The 24,563-nt window shown below is 61.6% G+C and carries 19 protein-coding genes, 1 tRNA gene and 1 pseudogene; 15 read left to right on the top strand and 6 right to left on the bottom strand.

Going from position 1 to position 24,563, the window contains the following annotated elements; all coding sequences use genetic code 11:
• Positions 1-92: 92 nt before the first annotated feature.
• A pseudogene (locus EL335_RS06780) lies at positions 93-1,170 on the bottom strand (IS5 family transposase).
• A gap of 370 nt (positions 1,171-1,540) precedes the next feature.
• Between EL335_RS06780 and EL335_RS06775 the strand changes: the two are divergent.
• The gene (locus EL335_RS06775) at positions 1,541-2,395 is read left to right on the top strand and encodes a radical SAM protein (protein WP_172600047.1); all 855 of its coding nucleotides are present in this window, start codon (positions 1,541-1,543) and stop codon (positions 2,393-2,395) included.
• Positions 2,396-2,403: 8 nt separating this feature from the next.
• Here EL335_RS06775 and EL335_RS06770 read toward each other — a convergent pair whose 3' ends face one another.
• A complete protein-coding gene (locus EL335_RS06770; RefSeq protein WP_126445341.1) occupies positions 2,404-2,694 on the bottom strand; it encodes a helix-turn-helix domain-containing protein in 291 nt (96 codons plus the stop codon).
• A 177-nt stretch (positions 2,695-2,871) separates the two neighbouring features.
• Between EL335_RS06770 and EL335_RS06765 the strand changes: the two genes are divergently transcribed.
• The 3 genes from EL335_RS06765 to EL335_RS06755 all read left to right on the top strand — a co-directional run bounded on the left by EL335_RS06765 (position 2,872) and on the right by EL335_RS06755 (position 6,210).
• Positions 2,872-4,113 (top strand): aspartate kinase, encoded by a 1,242-nt coding sequence (locus EL335_RS06765; RefSeq protein ID WP_126445339.1) that lies wholly within the window; start codon positions 2,872-2,874, stop codon positions 4,111-4,113.
• A gap of 42 nt (positions 4,114-4,155) precedes the next feature.
• Positions 4,156-4,249: transfer RNA gene (locus EL335_RS06760), tRNA-Ser, on the top strand.
• 62 nt (positions 4,250-4,311) lie between these two features.
• Entirely contained in the window at positions 4,312-6,210 is a 1,899-nt protein-coding gene (locus EL335_RS06755) for a SurA N-terminal domain-containing protein (protein WP_126445337.1), read from the top strand.
• A gap of 40 nt (positions 6,211-6,250) precedes the next feature.
• Here EL335_RS06755 and fabI read toward each other — a convergent pair whose 3' ends face one another.
• Positions 6,251-7,060 carry an enoyl-ACP reductase FabI gene (gene fabI / locus EL335_RS06750; protein ID WP_126445335.1) on the bottom strand — a complete coding sequence of 270 codons (810 nt, stop codon included), beginning with the start codon at positions 7,058-7,060 and terminating at the stop codon, positions 6,251-6,253.
• Between the two features lie 65 nt (positions 7,061-7,125).
• Between fabI and EL335_RS06745 the strand changes: the two genes are divergently transcribed.
• Complete coding sequence (locus tag EL335_RS06745) at positions 7,126-9,237, top strand: ABC transporter substrate-binding protein (RefSeq protein ID WP_126445333.1); 2,112 nt, start codon at positions 7,126-7,128, stop codon at positions 9,235-9,237.
• On the opposite strand, the gene ubiG is transcribed toward EL335_RS06745, so the two are convergent.
• From ubiG to EL335_RS06730, 3 genes are all read right to left on the bottom strand, one after another.
• On the bottom strand, positions 9,238-9,945 hold the full coding sequence (ubiG, locus tag EL335_RS06740) for a bifunctional 2-polyprenyl-6-hydroxyphenol methylase/3-demethylubiquinol 3-O-methyltransferase UbiG (protein WP_126445331.1): 708 nt from the start codon (positions 9,943-9,945) through the stop codon (positions 9,238-9,240).
• A gap of 64 nt (positions 9,946-10,009) precedes the next feature.
• A complete protein-coding gene (gene ompA / locus EL335_RS06735; RefSeq protein WP_126445329.1) occupies positions 10,010-10,693 on the bottom strand; it encodes an outer membrane protein OmpA in 684 nt (227 codons plus the stop codon).
• 289 nt (positions 10,694-10,982) lie between these two features.
• Positions 10,983-12,329, bottom strand: a complete 1,347-nt coding sequence (locus EL335_RS06730; RefSeq protein ID WP_126445327.1) for a TRZ/ATZ family hydrolase — start codon at positions 12,327-12,329, stop codon at positions 10,983-10,985.
• Between the two features lie 56 nt (positions 12,330-12,385).
• On the opposite strand from EL335_RS06730, the gene gyrA reads away from it, so the two are divergent.
• The 10 genes from gyrA to EL335_RS06680 are packed head-to-tail and all read left to right on the top strand — an operon-like array spanning position 12,386 to position 24,563.
• Positions 12,386-14,929 (top strand): DNA gyrase subunit A, encoded by a 2,544-nt coding sequence (gene gyrA / locus EL335_RS06725; RefSeq protein ID WP_126445325.1) that lies wholly within the window; start codon positions 12,386-12,388, stop codon positions 14,927-14,929.
• Positions 14,930-14,932: 3 nt separating this feature from the next.
• Complete coding sequence (gene serC, locus EL335_RS06720) at positions 14,933-16,015, top strand: 3-phosphoserine/phosphohydroxythreonine transaminase (protein ID WP_126445323.1); 1,083 nt, start codon at positions 14,933-14,935, stop codon at positions 16,013-16,015.
• Entirely contained in the window at positions 16,008-17,189 is a 1,182-nt protein-coding gene (locus tag EL335_RS06715; RefSeq protein WP_126445321.1) for a phosphoglycerate dehydrogenase, read from the top strand. The genes serC and EL335_RS06715 overlap by 8 nt, the downstream gene beginning before the upstream one ends.
• A complete protein-coding gene (pheA, locus tag EL335_RS06710) occupies positions 17,189-18,271 on the top strand; it encodes a prephenate dehydratase (RefSeq protein ID WP_126445319.1) in 1,083 nt (360 codons plus the stop codon). The genes EL335_RS06715 and pheA overlap by 1 nt, the downstream gene beginning before the upstream one ends.
• An 18-nt stretch (positions 18,272-18,289) precedes the next feature.
• Positions 18,290-19,378: a histidinol-phosphate transaminase gene (hisC, locus tag EL335_RS06705; protein WP_126445317.1), complete on the top strand. Its 1,089-nt coding sequence runs from the start codon at positions 18,290-18,292 to the stop codon at positions 19,376-19,378.
• Positions 19,378-20,265, top strand: a complete 888-nt coding sequence (locus tag EL335_RS06700; RefSeq protein WP_126445315.1) for a prephenate dehydrogenase — start codon at positions 19,378-19,380, stop codon at positions 20,263-20,265. The genes hisC and EL335_RS06700 overlap by 1 nt, the downstream gene beginning before the upstream one ends.
• Positions 20,265-22,247: a bifunctional 3-phosphoshikimate 1-carboxyvinyltransferase/cytidylate kinase gene (locus tag EL335_RS06695; RefSeq protein WP_126445313.1), complete on the top strand. Its 1,983-nt coding sequence runs from the start codon at positions 20,265-20,267 to the stop codon at positions 22,245-22,247. The genes EL335_RS06700 and EL335_RS06695 overlap by 1 nt, the downstream gene beginning before the upstream one ends.
• Before the next feature lie 28 nt (positions 22,248-22,275).
• Positions 22,276-23,985, top strand: a complete 1,710-nt coding sequence (gene rpsA, locus EL335_RS06690; RefSeq protein ID WP_126445311.1) for a 30S ribosomal protein S1 — start codon at positions 22,276-22,278, stop codon at positions 23,983-23,985.
• Between the two features lie 9 nt (positions 23,986-23,994).
• Positions 23,995-24,282 carry an integration host factor subunit beta gene (locus tag EL335_RS06685; RefSeq protein WP_126445309.1) on the top strand — a complete coding sequence of 96 codons (288 nt, stop codon included), beginning with the start codon at positions 23,995-23,997 and terminating at the stop codon, positions 24,280-24,282.
• An 11-nt stretch (positions 24,283-24,293) separates the two neighbouring features.
• Complete coding sequence (locus tag EL335_RS06680) at positions 24,294-24,563, top strand: lipopolysaccharide assembly protein LapA domain-containing protein (protein WP_126445307.1); 270 nt, start codon at positions 24,294-24,296, stop codon at positions 24,561-24,563.

Raw genomic sequence — 24,563 nt, 5'->3', positions numbered from 1 at the left:
GATGTGACCCTGTTCAGCCCAGGTTGAGGGCCTGTTTGGCCGGTTTCCCGGCTGTTCTTCCGCCTTTGGGCGGAATCCGGGCGGATTTCGCCCTACACATGCTGCGCGTTCCACCAGCCGCCCAGGCTACCCAGGCGCACCAGGTTGTAGGTGGCAAAGCACAAGAGCGTCTGCCCAGCCAATTTGGCCCGGCCGATCAGCCGCGTCTTGCGCAAACCCCCACGGTCTTGAGCCAGCCGAAGACCTCTTCGATGCGTTTTCTCACCTTCAGCGAAGTCTGGTAACCCGCATGCCTCGTTGTGCGAGCATCGATCGCCGAGCCGGTCTTCTTCCTCGCCACGTGCGGCGTCACCCCCAGTTTGCGGCAGCCGGCGACGAAGTCGGCCGTGTCATAGTCTTTATCCGCGCCTACCGTCGCGCCCCGCCTGGCGTGCCGGGCAAGAAGCTTCAAGGCCGCCTGGCGTTCCGCCTTGCCGTTTGCCTCGGTAGTGGCCACATCCACCACCAGGCCATTGCGGTTCTCCATCAGCACGTGGGTCATGTGGCACAGCCGCGAGGCCGTGCCTTGGGCTTTCTTGAACAGCCGGGCGTCCGGGTCGGTGGTGGAGGCGTGTGTGTCGTTGGCCCGGGGCTGGCCCTTGAAATCCACTTCCGGGTTGCGCCCCGGGGGCCTCGGGCCATCAGCGTCCTTGGGCCGGAAGCTCTTGTGCGAGGCCCAGGCATCGATCAGGGTACCATCGACGCTGAAGTGTTCGCTGCTGGTCAGTCGTTTCCAGTCGGCCAGGGCCTTGACCCGCTCGAAGAATACCCGGGCCAGCCCTTCGTTGAACAGGCGGTCCCGGTTCTGGCTGAAGGTGGAGTGGTCCCACACCGGATCGTCGATGGCCAGGCCGACAAACCAGCGATAGAGCAGGTTGTAGTCGATGCTCTCGACCAAGAGGCGCTCGGAGCGAATCGTGAACAGGATTTGCAGCAGCATCGCCTTCAGAAGGCGCTTCGGCGGCACCGACGGCCGGTCTTGGCGTAGACCGCATCGAATTCCAGGTCCATCGTCGCTAGCACGGCATCTACCAGAAAGCGCAGCTTGCGCAGCGGGTGATTCTTCGGAATGCGGTCCTCCAGGCTCACGTAGGAGAACATCGCGCCTTGATCGATCGTCTTGCCTCGCATCGGATGGTCTGCCTCAAAGGAATCGATGAGCCAATTTTACCAACCCGCCCCGATGATCAGAGTTTTTCAACGGCCTGTTAAACGCGATTTCGAACACCTCATGAAGCTCCTCGCTCGGTCTAGCAGGCCGTTGAAAAACGTCACGAGGATGGCCAGATGCAAGGCGTTTGGTGCGCAGCGACCGAGACATATCAATAAGATAGGCGAGGGAGCGACAACGAAGTTGCGGCGAAGGCTCACTTTGGCTTTGCCGAGGTTAAGCGAAGCGGCCGAAGCCAACACCGCGCAACGCGGAAGAACGCCCACCGCAGTAGTTTTTCAACAGCCTGCTAATGGACATTCTAGGATTAATATTCCGGGCATGTGCCCCATGACTTTTCCCGCGCGTCGGCTTTCCACCGGCAACCATGACCGCGACAGCAGCGGCATGACCTATGTCTACCCGGTGGTCTCCCGGCGTGCACGCGGCGTCTCCGTTGGTATCAACCTGAATCCGAACAACGCCTGCAATTGGCGCTGCATCTATTGCCAGGTGCCCAACCTGAAACGTGGCGGGCCACCACCGATCGATCTCGCTCTCCTGGAAACCGAATTACGCGCGCTTTTGACGGCAATGATCCACGGCGATTATCTGCAACGGCATGCGCCGCCAAAGGCGCGTCGTTTGGTCGATGTCGCCTTTTCCGGCAACGGCGAACCGACCAGCGCGGATGAATTTCCCGCAGCCGTCGCCTTGGTCGCTCGGGTGCTCGATGATTTTCCGATATCCCGAGCGCCGCTGTTGCGGCTCATCACCAACGGGAGTTTCCTCGGCCGCAAAGCCGTGCAGGAAGGCATCCGGTGCATTGGAGAGCGCCAGGGTGAGGTCTGGTTCAAGATCGATGGCGTGGGAGCCGAAACTACCCGTCTGATCAATGGTGTCGCCTTGCAGCCCGGCGTCGTCCTCCGAAGACTCGAAACCTGTGCATCACTGTGCCCCACCTGGGTGCAAAGCTGTTTTTTCATGTTCGACGGCGAAACGCCATCGCAGGATGCGCTCGAACGCTATCTGGCACTACTCGGCAGCGCGCGGGATGTGCTCGCCGGGGTGCATCTTTATGGTTTGGCGCGTCCCTCACAGCAACCGGAAGCCGCACGACTGCAAGCTTTGCCTGCCGAGTGGCTGGAAGAATTCGCGGAACGGATCCGCACAGTGACCGGGCTGACCGTGATGGTCAGCCCGTAATCACCCGCTCAGCCTTTTTTGGCGGCTCGTGCTTCCTTCTTGAGCTCCTTGAAGAGGTCGGGCTTCTTCGACTTCAGATACTCGCTGACCTCCCAATCCTCTTTCTTGATCTTCTGGATGTCGATCTGCTCGATATGCACGAGACGGAGCAGATGCTGCACGGGCCGCGGCATGTTGCGACCGCTTTCGTAGCGAGAACCACCGCTTTGGGTCACACCGAGTTTCGACCAGAATTGCTGCTGGTTCATGCCGAGCTTGCGGCGGATTTCGCGGACGTCGATTTTGTCTGTCGATTTCATTTGATCATCCTTTCGTTGGGTTAAGGTGGGTATGATGAGCGATTCGTTTTTACAACGGAAGTTATAGACATGCAAGCATATCGAATATTGGCTTGCCATACAAGGCCATGCAACTAAGTAGTTTCCGCAACATTGCGGTTTCGGCTAGAATGCGCCACTTTCTTTTTTGGATCGAACATGGCGCTGATCGTTCAGAAGTACGGGGGCACCTCCGTGGGTAGCCCCGAACGCATCCGGGATGTCGCCCGGCGCATCAAACGTTGGAAAATGCAGGGCCACCAGCTCGTCGTGGTCGTCTCCGCGATGAGCGGCGAAACCAACCGCCTGATCGCCCTCGCCAAGGAAGTCTCGCCGAACCCTCATCCGCGCGAACTCGACGTGATGGTTTCCACCGGCGAACAGGTCACCATTGCGCTCTTGGCGATGGCCTTGCAGGATCTCGGCATCAAGGCGAAGAGTTACACCGGCGGGCAAGTCAAGGTGCTTACCGACAGTACTTTCACCAAGGCGCGCATTCTCTCGATCGACGAGCACAACATCCGCTCCGATCTCGAAGACGACACGGTAGTGATCGTGGCCGGCTTCCAAGGGGTGGATGAACAGGGCAACATCACCACGCTTGGCCGGGGCGGTTCGGATACCTCCGCGGTTGCGCTCGCCGCTGCGCTCAAGGCCGACGAATGCCAGATCTATACCGATGTCGATGGCGTCTATACGACTGATCCGCGGGTCGTGCCCGAGGCGCGCAAGCTCGATCGGATCACGTTCGAGGAAATGCTCGAAATGGCGAGTCTGGGCTCCAAGGTCCTGCAGATCCGCTCGGTCGAATTCGCCGGCAAGTACAAAGTCAAACTGCGCGTGCTTTCCAGCTTCGAAGAAGAAGGCAAGGAAACTTCTGGCACGCTGATTACCGTTGAGGAAGACACCACCATGGAACAACCGATCATCTCTGGCATCGCCTTCAATCGCGACGAGGCCAAGCTGACCGTGCTGGGCGTGCCGGATCGTCCTGGCATCGCATCGCAAATTCTCGGGCCGATTTCCGAGGCCAACATCGACGTCGACATGATCATCCAGAACGTCGGTCATGACGGCACTACCGATTTCTCCTTCACTGTCAATCGCGGTGAATACGCACGGGCCCTGAAAATCCTCGAAGAACAGGTCAAGCCGCACATCGGCGCGCGAGCGATCGAAGGCGACAACAAGATCTGCAAGGTTTCCGCCGTCGGCGTCGGCATGCGCTCCCATCCCGGTGTCGCCAGCAAGATGTTCCGCGTGCTGGCCGAGGAGGGGATCAACATTCAGATGATCTCCACCTCCGAAATCAAGATCTCGGTAGTGGTTGACGAGAAATATCTCGAACTCGCCGTGCGCGTGCTGCACCAGGCCTTCGGGCTCGACAAGGCGCCGGCTTGAGTTTGACCCGGAAAGGTGCGGCGGGTATCATCCGCCCACTTCGGAGACGTGGCCGAGAGGTCGAAGGCACTCCCCTGCTAAGGGAGCATACGGGCCAAAACCTGTATCGAGGGTTCGAATCCCTCCGTCTCCGCCAGTGACACGCGAATAAGATATAAAGGCGGACCACGGTTCGCCTTTTTGCTTGGAAACGAGACCATGTTCGATTTCGTTCGCAACAACAAGAAAATCGTCCAGCTGGTATTGGCGATCATCATTCTGCCGTTTGCCCTGTGGGGGGTGGATTCCTACATTCGCGGCAGCGGTGGTGGCGCGAACGAGATCGCCCGCGTCGGCAAGTCGCCGATCAGCCGCGATGAATTCCAGCGCGCCCTGACCGAACAGCAGGAGCGCCTGCGGCCACAGCTTTCCAACAATACGGCCTTGTTGGAAAGCCCGGAATTCCGGCGTGGCGTGCTGCAGGAGCTGATCAACCAGCGTGCTCTGCAATTGCATGCCAGCAAAGCGCACATGGGTATCAGCAACGAAATGCTCGCGGCGATCATCACCTCCCTACCGGCCTTGCAGGTGGACGGCAAGTTTTCGCGCGAACGTTACGAGGCGATGGTCGCCGGCCAGAACATGAGCGTTGCCCAGTTCGAGACGCTGCTGCGCCGGGATCTGATCACCCAGCAACAGCTGTTGCCGATCGCGAATGCCTCCTTCGTGGGTAAGCTGCCGGTGGAGCGTTGGCTGACCGCCCGGCTCGAAGAGCGCGACATCGCCGAGGCCGTGCTGCCCGTCGAGCAGTTCCTCGCCGCCAGCAAGCCGGATGCGCAGGCGGTGCAGCGTTATTACGACGAGAATCGTGCCCGTTTCGAACAGCCCGAGCAGGTGCGCGTGGAATATCTGGTGTTGGGTCGCGACAAACTGATCAACAACGCCAAGGTCGCGGAGGCCGAGATCAAGGCTGCCTATGAGGCGAATCAGGCGCGTTACCGCACGCCCGAGCAGCGGCGCGCCAGCCACATCCTGATTCGCGTCGAAAAAAATGCTTCGGCCGACGAGCTCAAGGCGGCCGAGCAAAAGGCCAGGCAGATTCTCGACCAGGTGCGGGCCAATCCGGATGAGTTTGCCAAGCTGGCGAAAGCGCATTCTCAGGATCCGGGTTCCGCCGACAAGGGCGGAGACCTCGGCTTCTTTGGCCGCGGCATGATGGTCAAGCCTTTCGAAGAGGCCGCTTTCGCGTTGCAGGAAAACCAGGTTTCCGATCTGGTGCGTTCGGATTTCGGTTTCCACATCATCAAGCTCACCGGTATCCGTCCCGAACAGACCCGCAGCTTCGACGAGGTGCGCGGCGAGATCGAGGCGGAGCTCAAGCGCCAGGTGGGCACGAAGCAGTTTCTCGAAGCGACAGAAGGCTTCGCCAATCTGGTCTATGAACAGGCCGACAGCCTCAAGCCTGCGGCGGAAAAGTATGGGCTGGCGATCCAGACCTCGGATTGGCTGGCGAAGGATGGGCATCTTTCCGCGCCCTTCACGAACCCGAAGCTGCTGCAGGCGATCTTTTCCGAAGATGCGATCAAGAACCGGCGCAACACCGAGGCGATCGAAGCCGCGCCGAACATGCTCGTTGCCGCGCGTGTGATCGAGCATCGTCCCGCCGAGCTGCTGCCGCTCGAAAAAGTGGCTGGCATGATCGAACAGGTACTCTCACGCGAGGTGGCTTTGGCCAAGGCTGCAGAGGCAGGTGAAGCGGAGCTTGCCAAGCTGCGGCGGGGTGAAAAGTCCACGCTCACGTGGGGAACTGTGCGCGCAGTGAGTCGTCAGCATGCGCCGGACCTCAGTGCGGACGCGCGCGCCGCGATTTTCGCCGTCGATGCGAAACAATTACCCGCCTATGCTGGTGTCAAGACGGCGAGCGGCTTTGCTTTGTATCGGATCGAGCGCGTCAGACCCTTCGATCCAGCCAATCCGGGCGAAGCGGCGCCGCGCGCCGAAGCCTTGCGTCAGCAATACAACGATGTCGTCGCGCGCGAAGAGTTGATCGGCTGGCTGGCCGCATTGCGCGAGCAATATGGCGTGACGATCAACAGCGCAGCGCTCGAGCGCAAATAGTCGCCAGTCGGCGCTGGTAACGCGGCACCGGAGCGGCGTTTCAGGCCGTCGAGCCCGGCAACGGGTCGGGATTGCCCATCGCGACGGTGTGGGTGCCGCCATCCACGAAGAGCACTTCGCCGGTGATGCCGCTCGCCAGGTCGGAGAGCAGGAAGGCGGCGGCATTACCGACCTCGTCGATCGTCACGTTGCGCCTGAGCGGTGCATGATGTGCGTTGTAGGCGAGCAGTTTGCTGAAGTTGCCGATGCCCGAAGCGGCCAAGGTCTTGATCGGGCCGGCCGAAACCGCATTGGCGCGGATGCCGCGCGGCCCCAGGCTGAAGGCGAGATAGCGGGTGGCCGCTTCCAGGCTCGCCTTGGCCAGCCCCATCGTGTTGTAGTTGGGCATCGTGCGCTCGGCGCCGAGATAGGTCATGCACAGCAGCGACGGATTGTTGCCCTTGAACAGCAGTGGCCGCGCCGCCTTGACCATGGCCGGAAAGCTATAGGAAGAGATTTCATGGGCGATGCGGAAGGCTTCGCGGGAAATGCCATCGAGAAAATCGCCTTCGATCGCCTCGTTGGGCGCATAGGCGATCGAATGGACCAGCCCATCGAGACCTTCCCAGCGCTCAGCGATGGCGGCGAAGGCGGCATCGATCTGCGCATCGTCTGCGACATCGAGCGGATACACCATGTCGCTGTCGAATTCGGCGGCAAATTTCTGCAAGCGTTCCCGGAAGCGTTCGCTCTGGTAGGTGAAGGCGAGTCGTGCGCCTTCGCGGTGGCAAGCCTTGGCGATGCCATAGGCGATCGAGCGGTTCGACAACAGGCCGGTGATCAGGATGCGCTTGCCGGCAAGAAAACCCATGGTGATTCCTCCCAATGCGTTCCAACGGAGCCGGATTATAGCGGCGATTGCATTACACTTCGGCCATGCAGCGGCTGCTCATTTCGTTGGCGTGTTTTCTGCTCGGTGCCTGCGGCCCGGTTTGGAATGATCCTTACCCGGCCGCCGAGCGCGGACAGAACATCCTCTACACGGCGTTCACCGAGCGGCCCAAGCACCTCGATCCGGTGCAGTCCTATAGTGAGGACGAAATCACCTTCACGGCGCAGATCTACGAGCCGCCGTTGCAGTATCACTATCTGAAACGCCCTTATGCGCTGATTCCCGCAACGGCGGTGGCCGTGCCCCAACCCAGTTATCTCGATGTGCAAGGCAATCCCTTGCCCGCCAATGCCGATGCGGCGCAGATCGCTTTCACCGACTATGTCGTCGAGATCAAACCGGGCATCCGCTATCAGCCGCATCCGGCCTTCGCCGAGCAGCCGGCCGACATTTCCGCCTTTCATACCCTGGCCGATTTCCCCAATCGCGGTACGCGCGAGCTGGTGGCCGAGGATTACGTGTATGCGATCAAGCGGCTCGCCCATCCCAGACTGCATTCCCCGATTCTCGGGCTGATGGAGGAATACATCGTCGGCCTGCACGAGCTGGCGCAAAGTTTACAAAAGTCGGCGGCTTCGGAACGGCAAGGATGGCTCGATCTACGGGAGTTTCCGCTCGCCGGCGCCGTGGTCATCGATCGTTACCGTTATCGCATTCGCATCAAGGGCAAGTATCCGCAATTTCTCTACTGGCTGACGATGCCCTTTTTCGCACCGATGCCCTGGGAAGCGGATCGTTTCCACAGCCAGCCGGGAATGGCGGAGAAAAATCTCACCCTCGACTGGTATCCGATCGGCACTGGCCCCTACATGCTGACCGAGAACAATCCGAATGCACGCATGGTGCTGGAGCGCAATCCCAATTTCCGTGGTGAAACCTATCCCTGCGAAGGTGAGCCGGGCGACAGGGAAGCCGGGCTGCTCGACGATTGCGGCAAGCCGCTGCCGTTCATCGACAAGGTGGTCTTCACGCGCGAGAAGGAACAGATTCCCTACTGGAACAAGTTCCTGCAAGGCTATTACGATGCCTCGGGCATCGCCTCGGATTCCTTCGATCAGGCGGTGCAAGTCGACACGGGCGGCGAAGTCTCGCTGACGGCCGAGATGCGCGCACAGGGCATTCGGCTATCGACCTCGGTGGCGACTTCGACCTTCTACATGGGCTTCAATATGCTCGATCCGCTGATCGGCGGCGACAGTCCGGCGGCCCGGAAGATCCGTCAGGCGATTGCCATCGCGATCGATCAGGAAGAGTTCATCTCGATCTTCCAGAACGGCCGCGGCATACCGGCGATGAGTCCGATCCCGCCCGGCATCTTCGGCTATCGCGAAGGGCGTGCCGGCATCAACCCGGTGGTCTATGACTGGAGCGAGGCAGGAGCGCGCCGCAAGGACATTGCGGTGGCGCGCCGCCTGCTCGCAGAAGCCGGCTGGCCGGACGGCCGCAATGCCAAGACGGGCGAGCCGCTGATCATCAACCTCGATACCACGACGACCGGCGTCGGCGCGAAATCCCGTATCGACTGGCTGAACAAGCAGTTCCAGAAGCTCGGCGTGCAGCTCGTCGTGCGCAGCACCGATTACAACCGCTTCCAGGAGAAGGTGCGTAAGGGCGCGGTGCAGTTGTTCTATTTCGGCTGGAATGCCGACTACCCGGATCCGGAGAACTTCCTGTTCCTACTCTATGGCCCGCAGGGCAAGGTCAAGCACGGCGGCGAGAATGCCGCCAACTATGCAAATCCCGAATACGACCGGCTCTTCGAGCGCATGCGGGCGATGGACAACGGCCCCGAACGACAGCGAATCATCGACCGGATGCTCGCGATCCTGCACGAGGACACCCCTTGGGTATGGGGTTTCCATCCGAAGGATTACAGCCTGCGCCACGCTTGGCTTTTGAACCGCAAACCGACCAAGGTCGGCAACAACACGCTCAAATATCAGCGTATCGACGTGGCGTTGCGGGAGAGGCTGCGTGCGCAATGGAACCGGCCGGTGATCTGGCCGCTCGCGGCGGTGGCCGGCCTGCTGGTTGCATTGGCCTTGCCGGCGGTAGTCAGTCACCGCCGCCGTGAGAAGGCGTCGGCAAAAAGCTGATCAGGCTGGACGCCGGGCGCGCAACAGATAATTCACGCTGGTGTCTGAGCCAAGTGAGTAGGTCTTGGTCAGCGGGTTGTAGCTCATGCCAATGATTTCTTCGATTTCCAGATTCGCCTCACGCGCAAAGCGCGCCAATTCCGCCGGACGCAGAAATTTCGCGTATTCGTGGGTGCCTTTCGGCAGCAGGCGCAGCACGTATTCGGCGCCGACCACCGCGAACAACCAGGCCTTCGGATTGCGGTTGATGGTCGAGAAAAACACCTGGCCGCCGGGTTTGACCAGCCGGGCGCAGGCACGCACGGTCGAGGCGGGGTCCGGCACATGCTCGAGCATTTCCATGCAGGTGACGACATCGAAGCTGGCCGGCATTTCGGCGGCCAGCGCTTCGGCCGAAACGAGGCGATAGTCGATCTGGTGGCCGCTTTCATGGAGATGCAGCATCGCGACGGCCAGTGGCTTTTCCGAAAGATCGATGCCCATCACCTGCGCACCGAGCGCTGCCATGCCTTCCGTGAGCAGGCCACCACCGCAGCCGACATCGAGAACCTTCTTGCCGGCGAGACTGGCGCAGCGGTCGATCCAGCCCAAACGCAGCGGGTTGATGTCATGCAGGGGCTTGAATTCGGAGTGCGGATCCCACCAGCGATGGGCCAGCTCACCGAATTTGGCGAGCTCCTGCGGATCGAAATTGACGGTCGTGCTCATGGGGAACTCCCGAAAAGGAAAAGCCCTGCCAGGCAGGGCTTTCCGTGGCCAATCACGGGCGCGTTCAGTTTTGCGTGCCGATCACTTCGATTTCGACGCGACGATCGGGTTGCAGGCACTCGATCAGCTTCTTGTTCCTGCGGTTCTCGGGGCCCATCTTCTTGCACTTGTCGCCGGTCACCGGCTGCTTCTCACCCTTGCCTTCGGCATAGATGCGGTTGGCCTCGATGCCCTTGCTCACCAGATAGTCCTTGACGGCGGCGGCGCGACGCTCGGATAGCTTCTGGTTATAGGCGTCCTTGCCGATGCGGTCGGCATGGCCGACGGCGATGATCACTTCCAGCTTGATGGTGCCGATGTCGCTGACCAGCTTGTCGAGCTTGGCCTTGCCTTCGGGGCGCAGGATAGCCTTGTCGAAATCGAACAGCGTGTCGGCGGCCAGCGTCACCTTTTTCGCCGCGGGCTTCGGAGCCGGAGCGGGTTTGGCGGCAGGCGCGGGCGCAGGTGCAGGGGCCGGAGCGGCCTTGGGTACCAGGTCGGGATCACATTCGGCGATCGCCATCGCTGGCGTCCAGTAGCCGGTACGCCAGCACAAGCCGGCGCCGCTCTTCGCGACATAACCGCGCTGATCGATCACATAGCCGACGGTGCCCTTGAGGTCCACGCCGGGAGTTTGCGCTTGGGCAGCGGCGCCGATGCCGGCGACCACGGCTGCCATCAGAAGATGCTTGGAGGCGAGCTTGATCATGTTTTTTTCCCTAACTTTGAGTTGTTGAAAGAGAATCCCTGTGAGTGTCGTGCCTTAGCAGGCCGTTGAAAAACTACTGCGGTGGGCGTTCTTCCGCGTTGCGCGGTGTTGGCTTCGGCCGCTTCGCTCAACCTCGGCAAAGCCAAAGTGAACCTTCGCCGCAACTTCGTTGTCGCTCCCTCGCCTATCTATTTGATAGGCTTCGGTCGCTGCGCACCAAACGCCTTGCATCTGGCCATCCTCGTGACGTTTTTCAACGGCCTGTTAGTCACTCCGCATTACTCTGCGGCTAACGGTGACCAATGATAACACTATTCCATACTCTGCATTTTGCCTGGAGCGAGTCAAGGTCGAGGCCGACGGCGCGAGTGTCTTTTATGCGCAACTTGCCCGCGACCCAGACATGGGTGATCTGTTCCCGGCCGGCCACATAGACGAGGTGGGAGACCGGATCGTAGCAGGGTTGCAGTGCCCAATCGTCCAGGCGCAGTGCGCATAGGTCGGCCGCCTTGCCAGGCAGCAGCGAGCCGATCTCGTCGTCGAGGCCGAGCGCCCGCGCGCCGGCCAACGTGGCCAGCCGCAATGCCTGATGTGCAGGCAGCGCAGCCGCATCCCGGCTGCCCAGTTTGGCGAGCAAGGCGGCATGGCGCATCTCCTGCATTAGGTCGAGCCGGTTGTTGCTCGCGGCTCCATCGCTGCCCAGGCCGACGCCGACGCCTTTCGCCAGCAATGCGCTGACCGGTGCCAGGCCGCTGGCGAGCTTCATGTTCGAGGTCGGACAATGGACGACATGGCTGCCATGATCCACCAACAAGTCGATTTCGGCATCCGAAAGATGCACGGCATGGACGGCGATCAGCTGCGGGCCCAGCAGACCGAGACGTTCGAGGCGCTCGAGGGGGCGGACACCATGCTCCTTGAGGCTGTCGGCGATTTCCTCTTCGGTTTCATGGACATGGATGTGAATCGGTGCTTCCAGCTGGTCAGCGAGCACCGCGACACGCTCGAAGGTCTTGTCGGCGACGGTGTAGGGCGCGTGCGGCGCGAGACAGAAGGAAATCAGCGGCTCGTCAGCAAGGGCATCGCGCGTTTCCAGGCCCTTGGCCAGATAATCCTCGGCATCGCTGCCGTAGGCGCTGGGAAATTCGAACACGGTGATGCCCAGTGCGGCGCGCATGCCGGCCGCCAAGGCGGCTTCGGCGGCGGCATGCGGAAAGAAATACATGTCGTTGAAACAGGTGATGCCTCCCCGGAGCATCTCCCAGCAGGCGAGCAAGGTGCCGTCGCGGACGAATTCCGGCGCGACATGGCGTTGTTCCGCCGGCCAGATGCGCTCGGTGAGCCAGCGCATCAACGGCATGTCGTCGGCAAAACCACGCAGCAGCGTCATCGCGGCATGGGTGTGCAGGTTGACGAAACCCGGCAGCAGGAGATGCTCGCTGAGCGCGAAATGCTCGCGTGGCGCGTAGCGCCGCTGGGCTTCAGCCGTCGGCAGCAGTGCAACGATCCGGCCCTGATGGATCGCCAGACTATGGTGTTCGAGCAGGAGATTTTCCGGCTCGACCGGGGCGATCCAGCGTGCATCGATCAGCTGATCGATTTCCAGTGGTGGTGAGGAATCCCGGAAGGTATTCATGCTAAGATTTTAAACTTTTCAAAGCCCTGCGGGGCTGGCTCCCAAAACCAGATCAAATGGCTACCGCTTTCGCCAAGGAAACCCTTCCCGTCAGTCTCGAAGAGGAGATGCGCCACTCCTATCTCGATTACGCGATGAGCGTGATCGTTGGTCGGGCGCTCCCCGATGCGCGCGATGGTCTGAAGCCGGTGCACCGGCGCGTGATGTATGCGATGCACGAGCTGGGTAACGACTGGAACAAGCCCTATAAAAAGTCGGCACGCATCGTCGGTGACGTGATCGGTAAATATCACCCGCACGGCGATACCGCGGTCTATGACACGATCGTGCGCATGGCGCAGGATTTTTCCTTGCGCTATATGCTCATCGATGGCCAGGGCAACTTCGGTTCGGTCGACGGCGACAATGCCGCGGCGATGCGTTACACCGAGGTGCGCATGGCCCGCATCGGCCATGAGCTCTTGGCCGACATCGAGAAAGAAACCGTCGATTTCGGCCCGAACTACGATGGTTCGGAAAAGGAGCCGCTCGTCCTGCCGGCGAAGATCCCGAATCTTTTGATCAATGGCAGCGCCGGTATTGCCGTGGGCATGGCGACCAACATCCCGCCGCACAACCTGGGCGAGGTGATCGATGCGTGTCTCGCCTTGCTGGAAAATCCGGAAATCACGATCGAGGAGCTGATCAAGATCGTGCCGGCACCGGATTTCCCCACGGCCGGGCTGATCTATGGCCTCTCGGGTGTGCGCGAGGGCTATCTGACCGGCCGTGGTCGGGTGATCATGCGCGCGCGCACCCATTTCGAGGAGCTGAAATCCGGCCGCCAGGCGATCATCGTCGATGAGATCCCTTACCAGGTCAATAAAAGAACACTGCTGGAGAAGATTGCCGAGCTGGTCAAGGAGAAGAAGATCGAGGGTATCGCGCACATTCAGGACGAATCCGACAAATCCGGGATGCGCGTGGTGATCGAGCTCGCCCGCGGCGAGGTGCCCGAGGTGGTCTTGAACAACCTGTTCAAGCAGACGCAACTGCAGGACACCTTCGGCATGAACATGGTGGCGCTGGTCGACGGCCGCCCGCAGACGTTGAATCTGAAACAGCTCATCGAATGCTTCCTGTCCCACCGCCGCGAGGTGGTGACGCGTCGCACCGTGTTCGAATTGCGCAAAGCGCGCGAGCGCGGTCACGTGCTGGAAGGCTTGGCGGTGGCGCTGTCGAACGTCGATGAGATCATCGCGTTGATCAAGGCGGCGCCCACGCCCGCGGAGGCCAAGCGCGAGTTGATGTCGCGCACCTGGCGCTCCACGCTGGTCGAGGAGATGCTCGCGCGTGCCGCGGCCGAGGCTTCGCGTCCCGAGGGACTGGCGCCGGAGTTCGGCTGGTCGCGCCGCGGCTACGCGCTATCCGACGTGCAGGCGCAGGCGATCCTCGATCTGCGCCTGCAGCGTTTGACGGGGCTGGAACAGGACAAGATCGTCGCCGAATATCGGCAAGTGATGACGCAGATCGAGGATCTCTTGGACATCCTCGCCCGGCCTGAGCGCATCACGAAGATCATTGCCGACGAGCTCGTTGCCATCAAGGCGCAGTTCGGCGACGGGCGCCGCTCCGAGATCGTCTTGCAGACCGCGGACATCAATCTCGAAGACCTGATCGCGCGTGAGGACATGGTCGTGACGCTTTCCCACGGTGGCTACGTCAAGCGCCAGAGTCTCGACGACTATCGCACACAGAAACGTGGCGGCCGGGGCAAGCAGGCGGCGGCGGTCAAGGAGGACGATTTCGTCGAACGGCTGTTCATCGCCAACACCCACGATTACCTGCTGTGTTTTTCCAATCGCGGCCGTGTCTATTGGCTCAAGGTCTATGAGGTGCCGGAGGGCTCGCGCACTTCGCGTGGCAAGCCGATCGTCAACTTTTTCCCGCTGGAGGAAGGCGAAAAAATTACTGCCGTGTTGCCAACGCCGACTTTCGACGCGGCGCACTTCGTCTTCATGGCCACCACCCAAGGCACGGTGAAGAAGACGCCGCTGACCGAATTCGCCAATCCGCGCAAAGCGGGCATCATCGCCGTCAATCTCGACGCGGGCGATTATCTGATCGGCGTCGCGATCACCGACGGCAGCTGCGATGTGATGCTGTTTTCGGATGCCGGCAAGGCAGTGCGCTTTGCCGAAGACGACGTGCGGCCGATGGGACGCCAGGCGCGCGGCGTGCGCGGCATGATGCTGGAGGAAGGACAAAAGGTCATTTGCATGCTGGTGGCCAAAGACGAGTCACTCAACGTGCTGACGGCAACCGAAAACGGTTACGGCAAGAGAACACCGATCGCTGAATACACCAAGCATGGCCGTGGCAGCAAGGGCATGATCGCGATCCAAACCAGCGAGCGCAACGGCGCGCTCATCGGTGCCGTGCTGGTCGAGGAGAACGACGAAGTGATGCTGATCTCCACCGGCGGCGTGCTGATTCGCAGCCGTGTCGATCAAGTGCGCGAAACCGGGCGCTCCGCTCAGGGCGTACGGCTCATCAATCTGGATGACGGCACCAAGCTCGCCGGCATCGAAAAGGTCATCGAAACCGAAGACGAGGAGTAAGCAATGGCACGCGTATTCAACTTCAGCGCCGGCCCGGCCGCGCTGCCCGAAGAAGTCCTCCAGCAGGCCGCCGCGGAGATGCTCGACTGGCATGGCGCCGGCATGTCGGTGATGGAGATGAGCCACCGCGGCAAGGAGTTCATGAGCATTGCCGCCCAGGCCGAGGCCGACCTCCGGGAGCTGCTGGCCATTCCGGCGAATTACAAGGTGTTGTTTTTGCAAGGCGGCGCCTCCCTGCAGTTCGAGATGGTGCCGATGAACCTGCTTGCCGGCCGGTCGGTGGCCGACTACGTGCATACCGGCGAATGGGCGAAGAAGGCGATCAAGGCGGCCAGGAACTTTTGCACCGTCAATGTCGTCGCCAGCAGCGAAGACGAGGGCTTCACTTATGCGCCGGCGCAGGCCGACTGGAAGCTTTCCAGGGATGCCGCCTATGTGCATTACACGGCCAACGAGACCATCGGCGGCGTCGAGTTTCACTGGACACCCGATACCGGCGACGTGCCGCTCGTCTGCGACATGTCCTCGAACATCCTGTCGAGGCCGATCGACGTCAGCAAATACGGCCTGATCTACGCCGGCGCGCAGAAGAACATCGGCCCGGCGGGGCTGACCATCGTCATCGTCCGCGAGGATCTGGTCGGCAAGGCGCAGCCGGCGCCTTCGGCGATGCTCGACTACAAGACCCATGTCGATGCCGAGTCGATGTACAACACACCGCCCACCTATGCGATCTACATCGCTGGCCTGGTGTTCCAGTGGCTGAAGAAAAACGGCGGGGTGGCGGCGATGGAACAGAAAAACATCGAAAAGGCGAAGCTCCTCTACGACTACCTCGATTCCACCGAGTTCTACCGCAACCCGGTGCGCAGACAAGATCGTTCGCGGATGAATATTCCTTTCACGTTGAGGGACGCCGCGCTCGACGACGAGTTCCTCAAGGGCGCCAAGGCACGCGGCCTGGTGCAGCTCAAAGGTCACCGCTCGGTCGGCGGCATGCGCGCCTCGATCTACAACGCGATGCCCAAGGCCGGCGTCGAAGCTCTCGTCGAATACATGCGCGAGTTCGAGAAGAATCATGGCTGAGCCGTTCAAGGTCCTCGTCCTCAACAATGTCTCGCAAAATGGCCTCAAGCGCCTGGGCGAGCGTTTCGTCTGCGCCAAGGAAATCGCTGCGCCGGATGCGATCCTGCTGCGTTCGGCCGATCTGCATAGTGTCGAGATTGCCAAATCCGTGCTGGCGATCGGCCGCGCCGGTTCGGGCACCAACAACATCCCGGTCGCCGCGCTGAGCCAGCGCGGCGTGCCGGTGTTCAACGCGCCAGGAGCCAATGCCAACGCGGTCAAGGAACTGGTGCTCGCCGGCATGCTGATGGCGGCGCGAAACCTGCCGGCGGCGCTGCGCTTCGTCGCCGCGCTCGATCCTAACGATCCCGAGATGGAGAAGAAGGTCGAATCCGGCAAGAAGGCCTATGCGGGCTTCGAGCTTTCCGGCCATACCCTCGGCGTGATCGGTCTGGGCAAGATCGGCTGTCTGGTCGCCGATGCGGCGATCAAGCTCGGCATGCAGGTGATCGGTTTCGACCCCGAGATCACCGTCGATGCGGCCTGGAGCCTGCCTGCGCAGGTGAAAAAGGCCAATTCGCTTGCCGAAGTATTGAAGGGCAGCCATTTCGTCACACTGCATGTGCCGCTCATCGATGCGACGAAGAAGATGATCGATGCCGAGCGCATCGCGCTGATGAAGCATGGCGCCGTGCTGCTCAATTTCGCTCGCGACGGTGTCGTCGATGAGGCGGCGGTGCTTTCGGCACTGGAAGCGAAGCACCTGGCCTGCTACGTGTGCGACTTCCCGAGCCCGCGCGTCAATACTCATCCGCAGGTCATCGCTTTGCCCCACCTGGGCGCCTCGACGCGCGAGGCCGAGGAAAACTGCGCGATCATGGTCGCCGACCAGGTGCGCGACTATCTGATCGATGGCAACATCGTCAATGCGGTGAACTTTCCCAACGTGGTGATGCCGCGCGAATCGGCCTTTCGCATCGCGATCGCCAACGCCAACGTGCCGAACATGGTGGGGCAAATCACCGCAGTGCTTGCCGGGGCCGGATTGAACATCCACAACATGATGAACAAGTCGAAGCGGGATATCGCCTACACGCTCGTCGATGTCGACAGCCCGGTGCCGCAGACGGTGATCGATGCGATCGCCAAGATCGACGGCGTGCTGGCGGTGCGTTATCTGCCGCAGGAACATTGATGGTCGATCCAGCCGAAGAGCTCGCCCGCTTACGGGAGCGCATCGATGCGATCGATGATGAAGTGCTGCGCCTGATCTCCGACCGCGGGAAGTTGGCTCAGAAGGTTGGCGAAATCAAGCACGGCAACCTCTATCGCCCCGAGCGCGAGGCGCAGGTGTTGCGCCGCATCGCTGCAATGAATCCCGGCCCGCTGCCGGAGGCGGCCGTACGCACGATCTTCCGCGAGATCATGTCGGCTTGTCTCGCCCTCGAGCAGCCGCTCAAAATCGCCTATTTCGGCCCGGCCGGCACTTTCACGGAATCGGCGGCGAAGAAGCATTTCGGCTCGGCACCGACCTTCACACCGTTTCTCACCATCGACGACGTGTTCCGCGCCGTCGAGGCGGGGCAGGCCGATTACGGCGTCGTGCCGATCGAGAATTCGACCGAAGGCTCGGTCGGCCGCACGCTGGATCAGATGCTCGTTTCGCCGTTGATGATCTGCGGCGAGGTGAATCTACGCATCCATCAGAATCTGATGAGCAAGGCCGCCTCGCTCGATGCGGTGAAAAAGCTCTATTCCCACGCCCAGTCGCTCGCCCAGTGCCACGAGTGGTTGAACCGCAACCTGCCCCATCTGCCGCGCGTGCCGGTAGCGAGCAATGCCGAGGCCGCCCGTCTGGCGGCCGGAGACGTCGAAGCCTGTGCGATCGCCGGCGAAGCGGCGGCGCGTCTTTACGATCTGAACATCCTCGCCGCCAACATCGAAGACGATCCGAACAACACCACGCGCTTCGTCGTGCTCGCCACGCACGACGCCGGGCCTTCGGGCAATGACAAGACCTCCTTCGTCTGTTCGGCGCAGAACAAGCCCGGCGCGGTGCACGACCTGCTCACGCCACTGAAGAACCACGCCGTTTCGATGTCGCGCTTCGAGTCGCGGCCGGCGCGCGGCTTCGGCAATTCACGCTGGGAATATGTGTTTTTCATCGATGTCGAAGGCCATCGCAGCGATGCGAACGTCGCCGCCGCGCTCGAAGAGCTGAAGGGCTGCGTCGGCTTCCTCAAAGAACTCGGTTCCTACCCCAAAGCCGCCAACTGAGAGCGTAGTCATTCATTCATGAGCATCTTCGATCAGTCACTGCCCTACGTCCGCAAGATTTCCCCTTACGTGCCCGGCAAACCGATCACCGAACTCGCCCGCGAGATGGGCCTGGCCGTCGACAAGATCGTCAAGCTGGCCTCGAACGAAAATCCTTTGGGCATGAGTCCGAAGGCGCGCGCCGCGGTCGAGAAGGCCCTGGCAGGAGTCGAGCGTTATCCCGATCAGTTCGAGCTCATCGCGAAGCTCGCTCAGGATTTGGGCGTCGCCCAGCAACAGATCGTGCTCGGCAATGGCTCGAACGACGTGCTCGATCTGGCCGCGCGGGTCTTCCTTGCGCCGGGACGCTCGGCCGTGTTCTCGGAGCATGCCTTCGCCGTCTATCCACTGGCGACGATGGCCACTGGCGCCGAATGCATCGTGACCCCGGCGAAACACTATGGCCACGATCTTACGGCGATGCAGGCGGCGATCCGACCTGACACGCGCGTGGTCTGGATCGCCAATCCGAACAACCCTACCGGCAATTTCCTGCCCTATCCGCAAGTGCGCGAATTCATCGCCCAGGTGCCGGCCGATGTCGCAGTGGTGCTGGATGAAGCCTACAACGAGTACCTGCCGCCGGCCGAGCGCGTCGATACCGTGGCTTGGATCAAGGATTTTCCGAACCTGATCGTTACCCGCACTTTCTCGAAGATCTATGGTCTGGCGGGCTTGCGTGTCGGCTTCGCGGTGGCTTCAGCCGAGATTGCCGACCTGATGAACCGGGTGCGTCAGCCCTTCAATGTCAACAATCTCGCCATTGCGGCCGCAGCCGCGGCGCTCGACGACCACTTGTTCGTCGCCGAGAGCTATCAGCTCAACCGTCGCGGTATGGAGCAGATCGTCGCCGGCCTCAAACGCCTGGGGCTGGAGCACATTCCCTCGCACGGTAATTTCGTCACCTTCGCCGTGCCCGATGGCGCGGCGGTCAACCAAAAACTCCTGAAACAGGGCGTGATCGTGCGGCCGATCGGCGGCTATGGTTTGCCGAATCATCTGCGTGTGACGATCGGCCTGGAAAGCGAAAACCTGCGCTTTCTCGAAGCGCTGGAGAAGAGTCTCTGATGGGCAAGCTCGTCATTTGCGGCGTCGGTCTGATCGGTGGCTCGTTTGCCTTGAGTATCAAGTCGGCGCTGGCGGGACGGCACGATTGCCCGCATATCGTCGGCCTGGGCCGCAGCCGCGCGTCGCTGGAGCGGGCGCTGGAGCTCGGCGTCATCGACGAGATCGCCTGCGACTGGAAAAGCGCCTTGCAGGGCGCCGACCTGGTGTTCCTCGGCATGCCGGTCGGCCAGATACTGCCGGTCATGCAGGCGATCGCGCCGTATCTTGGGCCTGATACTCTCGTCACCGACGGTGGCAGCACCAAATGCGACGTCGTTGCCGCAGCGCGGCAGGCGCTGGGTGACAAGATCGGTCAGTTCATTCCCGGCCATCCGATCGCTGGAGCCGAGAAGAGCGGAGTAGCCGCTGCGAAAGCCGATCTCTACCTGGGAAGACGCGTCGTGCTCACCCCGTTGCCCGAAAACCGACCCGAAGACGTGGCGGCGATTCGCAAGGTCTGGGAACTTGCCGGCGCGAAAGTCTCGGAACTCTCGCCCGAGGAGCACGACCGCGTGTTCGCGGCGGTCTCCCATCTGCCGCATCTGTTGGCCTTCGCGCTGGTGCATGATCTGGCGCTGCGCGACAATGCCGATCAACTGTTTTCCTTTGCCGCCAGCGGCTTTCGCGATTTCACGCGCATCGCCAGCAGCCATCCGGAAATGTGGCGCGACATCTGCATCGCCAATCGCAAAGCGCTGATGAAAGAGGTCGATGCCTTCATGGTCGAGCTCATGAAGACGCGTGTGATGCTCGCCAGCGCCGACAGTGCGGGGCTGGAAAGCATGTTCGCCACGGCTCGCGCGCGGCGGGATGCCTGGCTGGAAGCGCAAGCGCCGGTGGGCGAGTGATGGCATTCATCGACCTCCCGCCGCTCTCGAACGCCGCCGGCACGGTGAAGCTGCCGGGCTCGAAGAGCATCTCCAACCGCATGCTGCTCTTGGCCGCGCTCGCCGAAGGGGCGACGGAAATCCATGACCTGCTCGATTCCGACGACACGCGCGTGATGCTTACCGCCTTGGCTTCCCTCGGCATCGGGCTCGAGGCGAAAGGGCAGAACTGCTGGCGGGTGCGTGGCGCTGGCGGCGTGTTTCCGGTCAAACAGGGCGAGCTGTTCATGGGCAACGCCGGCACGGCGATCCGGCCACTCACCGCGGTGCTGGCGCTTTCCGGCGGTCATTACAGGCTCTCGGGTGTGGCGCGCATGCACGAGCGGCCGATCGGCGATCTGGTCGATGGTTTGCGGCAGATCGGCTGCGATGTGCGCTATGCCGGCAACGCAGGCTTTCCGCCACTGGAAATCTTCCCGGCGCAGCTCAGGCCCGCTGCGCCGATCAAGGTGCGCGGCGATGTTTCATCGCAGTTCCTCACGGCCTTGTTGATGGCGCTGCCACTCACGGGCGAGACGACGGTGGTCGAGCTGACGACCGAGCTCATCTCGAAGCCCTACATCGAGATCACGCTCAACCTGATGGCGCGCTTTGGCGTGACGGTCGAGCGCGATGGCTGGCGGCGCTTCACGATACCGGCCAAGCAGCGCTATCGCAGTCCGGGGCGCTTGCATGTCGAGGGCGATGCCTCGGCCGCTTCCTACTTTCTTGCCGCAGGCGCGATCGGCGGTGGTCCGGTGCGCGTCGAAGGCGTCGGGCGCCACAGCATCCAGGGCGATGTGAAATTTGCCGACGCGCTCGAAACACTGGGGGCGCGGATCGTCTGGGGCGAAAACTGGATCGAGGCCAGCGCGCCCGCCTCGGGCGGGCCACTGGGCAGACTGAGAGCCTTCGACCTCGACCTCAACCACATCCCCGATGCGGCGATGACGCTCGCGGTGGCGGCGCTGTTTGCCGACGGCCGCTGTACCTTGCGCAACATCGGCTCCTGGCGCGTCAAGGAGACCGATCGCATCGCGGCGATGGCGACCGAGCTCAGAAAGCTCGGCGCGACGGTGGAGGAGGGTGCAGATTGGCTTGCCGTTTTGCCTGCGCCGAGTTTGATACCCAATGTCGCGATCGCCACCTACGATGACCATCGCATCGCGATGTGCTTCTCGCTGGTTGCCTTGGGCGGCGTGCCGGTGCGCATCCTGGAGCCAGGCTGTGTCGCAAAGACCTTCCCGGATTATTTCGACGTCTTTGCCCGCATCGCCGCGCCGGTGATCGCGATCGACGGTCCATCGGCCTCGGGCAAGGGCACCGTGGCGCAGCGGGTGGCGAAAGCGTTGGGCTTTCATTTCCTCGACAGCGGCGCGCTCTATCGCTTGACCGCGCTTGCGGCGCTGAAGGCAGATGTTTCGCTCGACGACGAAGTCGGGGTCGCAGCGATCGCCGCCACGCTGCCGGTGGAATTTCGCGACGACAGAATCTTCCTTTCCGGTGAGGACGTGACCGAGGCGATTCGTCGTGAGACCATCGGCAATGGTGCATCGAAGATCGCCGCCTTTCCTGCCGTGCGCGCCGCGCTGCTCGACCGCCAGCGCGCTTTCCGCCGCTTTCCCGGCTTGGTCGCGGACGGCCGCGACATGGGTTCGGTGGTGTTCCCCGACGCGCCCGTCAAGGTGTTTTTGACCGCCTCCGCGCAGACGCGGGGCGAAAGACGATATAAGCAGTTGATCGAGAAGGGAATGCCTGATAACATGCGTCCCCTTTTGCAGGATATCGTGAGGGATCTCGAAGATCGGGATGCCCGCGATGCCGCAAGACCCGTCGCACCCTTGAAGCAATTGCCCGATGCCGATCTCGTGGATACCACGTCATTGAACATCGACCAAGCCGTGGCAGCGGTGATGGACAGCGTCCGTCGCCGTCTGCCGTTCATCAACCCACCCGTCGTCTGACGGTTTTTTTCCTTCAACCTTCAACCCTATGTCTGCTACCGCTGCTGCCGTGAATCCCGCCGACGAATCGTTTGCCGCCCTGTTCGAAGAAAGCCTCTCGCGCAAGGAAATGCGCGCCGGCGAAGTGATCACGGCCGAAGTCGTCCGTGTCGATCCGAATTTCGTGGTCGTCAACGCGGGCCTCAAATCCGAATCTTTCATCCCGGTCGAGGAATTCAAGAACGACCGTGGAGAAATCGAAGTCAAGCCAGGTGATTTCGTCCAGGTCGCCATCGAGATGCTCGAAGACGGCTATGGCGAAACCCGCCTTTCCCGCGAAAAGGCCAAGCGTATCGCCGCCTGGAACGATCTCGAAAAGGCGATGAACGAAGGCACCCTCGTCAAGGGTGTGATCACCGGCAAGGTCAAAGGTGGTCTCACCGTCATGACCAACGGCATCCGCGCCTTCCTGCCTGGCTCGTTGGTCGATACCCGTCCGGTCAAGGACACCACGCCTTATGAAGGCAAGGAGTTCGAGTTCAAGGTCATCAAGCTCGACCGCAAGCGCAACAACGTAGTACTCTCGCGCCGTGCCGTGCTCGAAGCCAACATGGGCGAAGAGCGTCAGAAGCTGCTGGAAAGCCTCCAGGAAGGCACGATCGTCAAGGGCATCGTCAAGAACATCACCGAGTATGGCGCCTTCGTCGATCTCGGCGGCATCGATGGCCTGCTGCACATCACCGATCTGGCCTGGCGGCGCGTGCGTCACCCGTCCGAAGTGCTCAACGTCGGTGATGAAGTCACCGCCAAGGTGCTCAAGTTCGACCAGGAGAAAAACCGCGTTTCCTTGGGCATGAAGCAGCTGGGCGAGGATCCGTGGATCGGCATCGCGCGCCGCTACCCCGCCGGCACGCGCCTGTTCGGCAAAGTGACGAATCTCACCGACTACGGCGCCTTCGTCGAGATCGAACAGGGCATCGAAGGTCTGGTGCACGTCTCCGAAATGGACTGGACCAACAAGAACATCCACCCGTCGAAGGTCGTCCAGCTCGGCGACGAAGTCGAGGTGATGATCCTCGAAATCGACGAGGACCGCCGTCGCATCTCGTTGGGCATGAAGCAGTGCAAGCCCAACCCGTGGGAAGAATTCGCGATGAACCACAAGAAGGGCGACAAGGTGAAAGGCGCGATCAAGTCGATCACCGACTTCGGCATCTTCATCGGCTTGCCCGGCGGCATCGACGGCCTGGTGCATCTGTCCGACCTCTCCTGGTCGCTGCCCGGCGAGGAAGCCAAGCAGAACTACAAGAAGGGCGACGAGGTCGAGGCCGTGGTGCTGTCGATCGACGTCGAGAAGGAACGTATTTCGCTCGGCATCAAACAGCTCGATGGCGACCCCTTCACCAGCTTCATCGCCACGCATGACAAGAACAGCCTGGTGAGCGGCATCGTGAAGAGCGTCGATGCCAAGGGCGCGGTGATCGATCTCGGTGGTGATGTCGAAGGCTATCTGCGCGCTTCCGAGTTCTCGCGCGAGCGCATCGAAGACCTGTCGCAACACCTGAAAGTCGGCGACAGCATCGAGGCGATGATCATCAATGTCGATCGCAAGTCGCGTTCGATCAACCTGTCGATCAAGGCCAAGGAGCAGGCCGAGCAAGCCGAGGCGATGCAAAAGCTTTCGGCCGAATCGGCGTCCGCCGCGACCGGCACCACCAATCTCGGCGCCTTGCTGAAGGCCAAGCTCAATCAGCAATAAGCCGGGGCCATGACCAAATCCGAGTTGATCGCCCGTCTGGCCCAGCGCTTTCCACAGCTGGTGGCAAAAGATGCGGATCTGGCCGTCAAAGTGATTCTCGATGCGCTCGCGGAAACCCTCGCCAAAGGGGAGCGCATCGAGATTCGCGGCTTCGGCAGCTTCTCGCTCAACTACCGTCCGCCGCGCATCGGCCGCAACCCGAAATCCGGCGTCAAGGTCGAGGTGCCGGCCAAGTACGTGCCGCATTTCAAGGCGGGCAAAGAGTTGCGCGAGCGCGTCGACCAGGCCGGTAAATAAACGCCCTGCCGATGAACGCACTGCTCTGGCTCCTGCGTGGCGTCCTGTTCGTCGTCCTGCTCGGCCTGGCGATCAAGAATGCTTCGGATGTGGAGCTGCGCTTCTACTTCGATACCGTCTGGCGCGTGCCTTTGTCGCTGGCGCTGTTGGCGGCGCTGGCGATCGGCGTCGCTCTCGGATTATTGGCCCTGCTGCCGCAGGTGATCCGGCTGCGGCGCAGGGTCAGCCGTCTCGAACGTCGAGCCACCGCGCCCGAGCCGACGGATCGGCCGAAGACCTGA

This window comes from Sulfuricystis multivorans, assembly GCF_003966565.1.
GTDB lineage: Bacteria > Pseudomonadota > Gammaproteobacteria > Burkholderiales > Rhodocyclaceae > Sulfuricystis > Sulfuricystis multivorans.
This window is presented reverse-complemented; position numbering and strand designations above follow the sequence as displayed.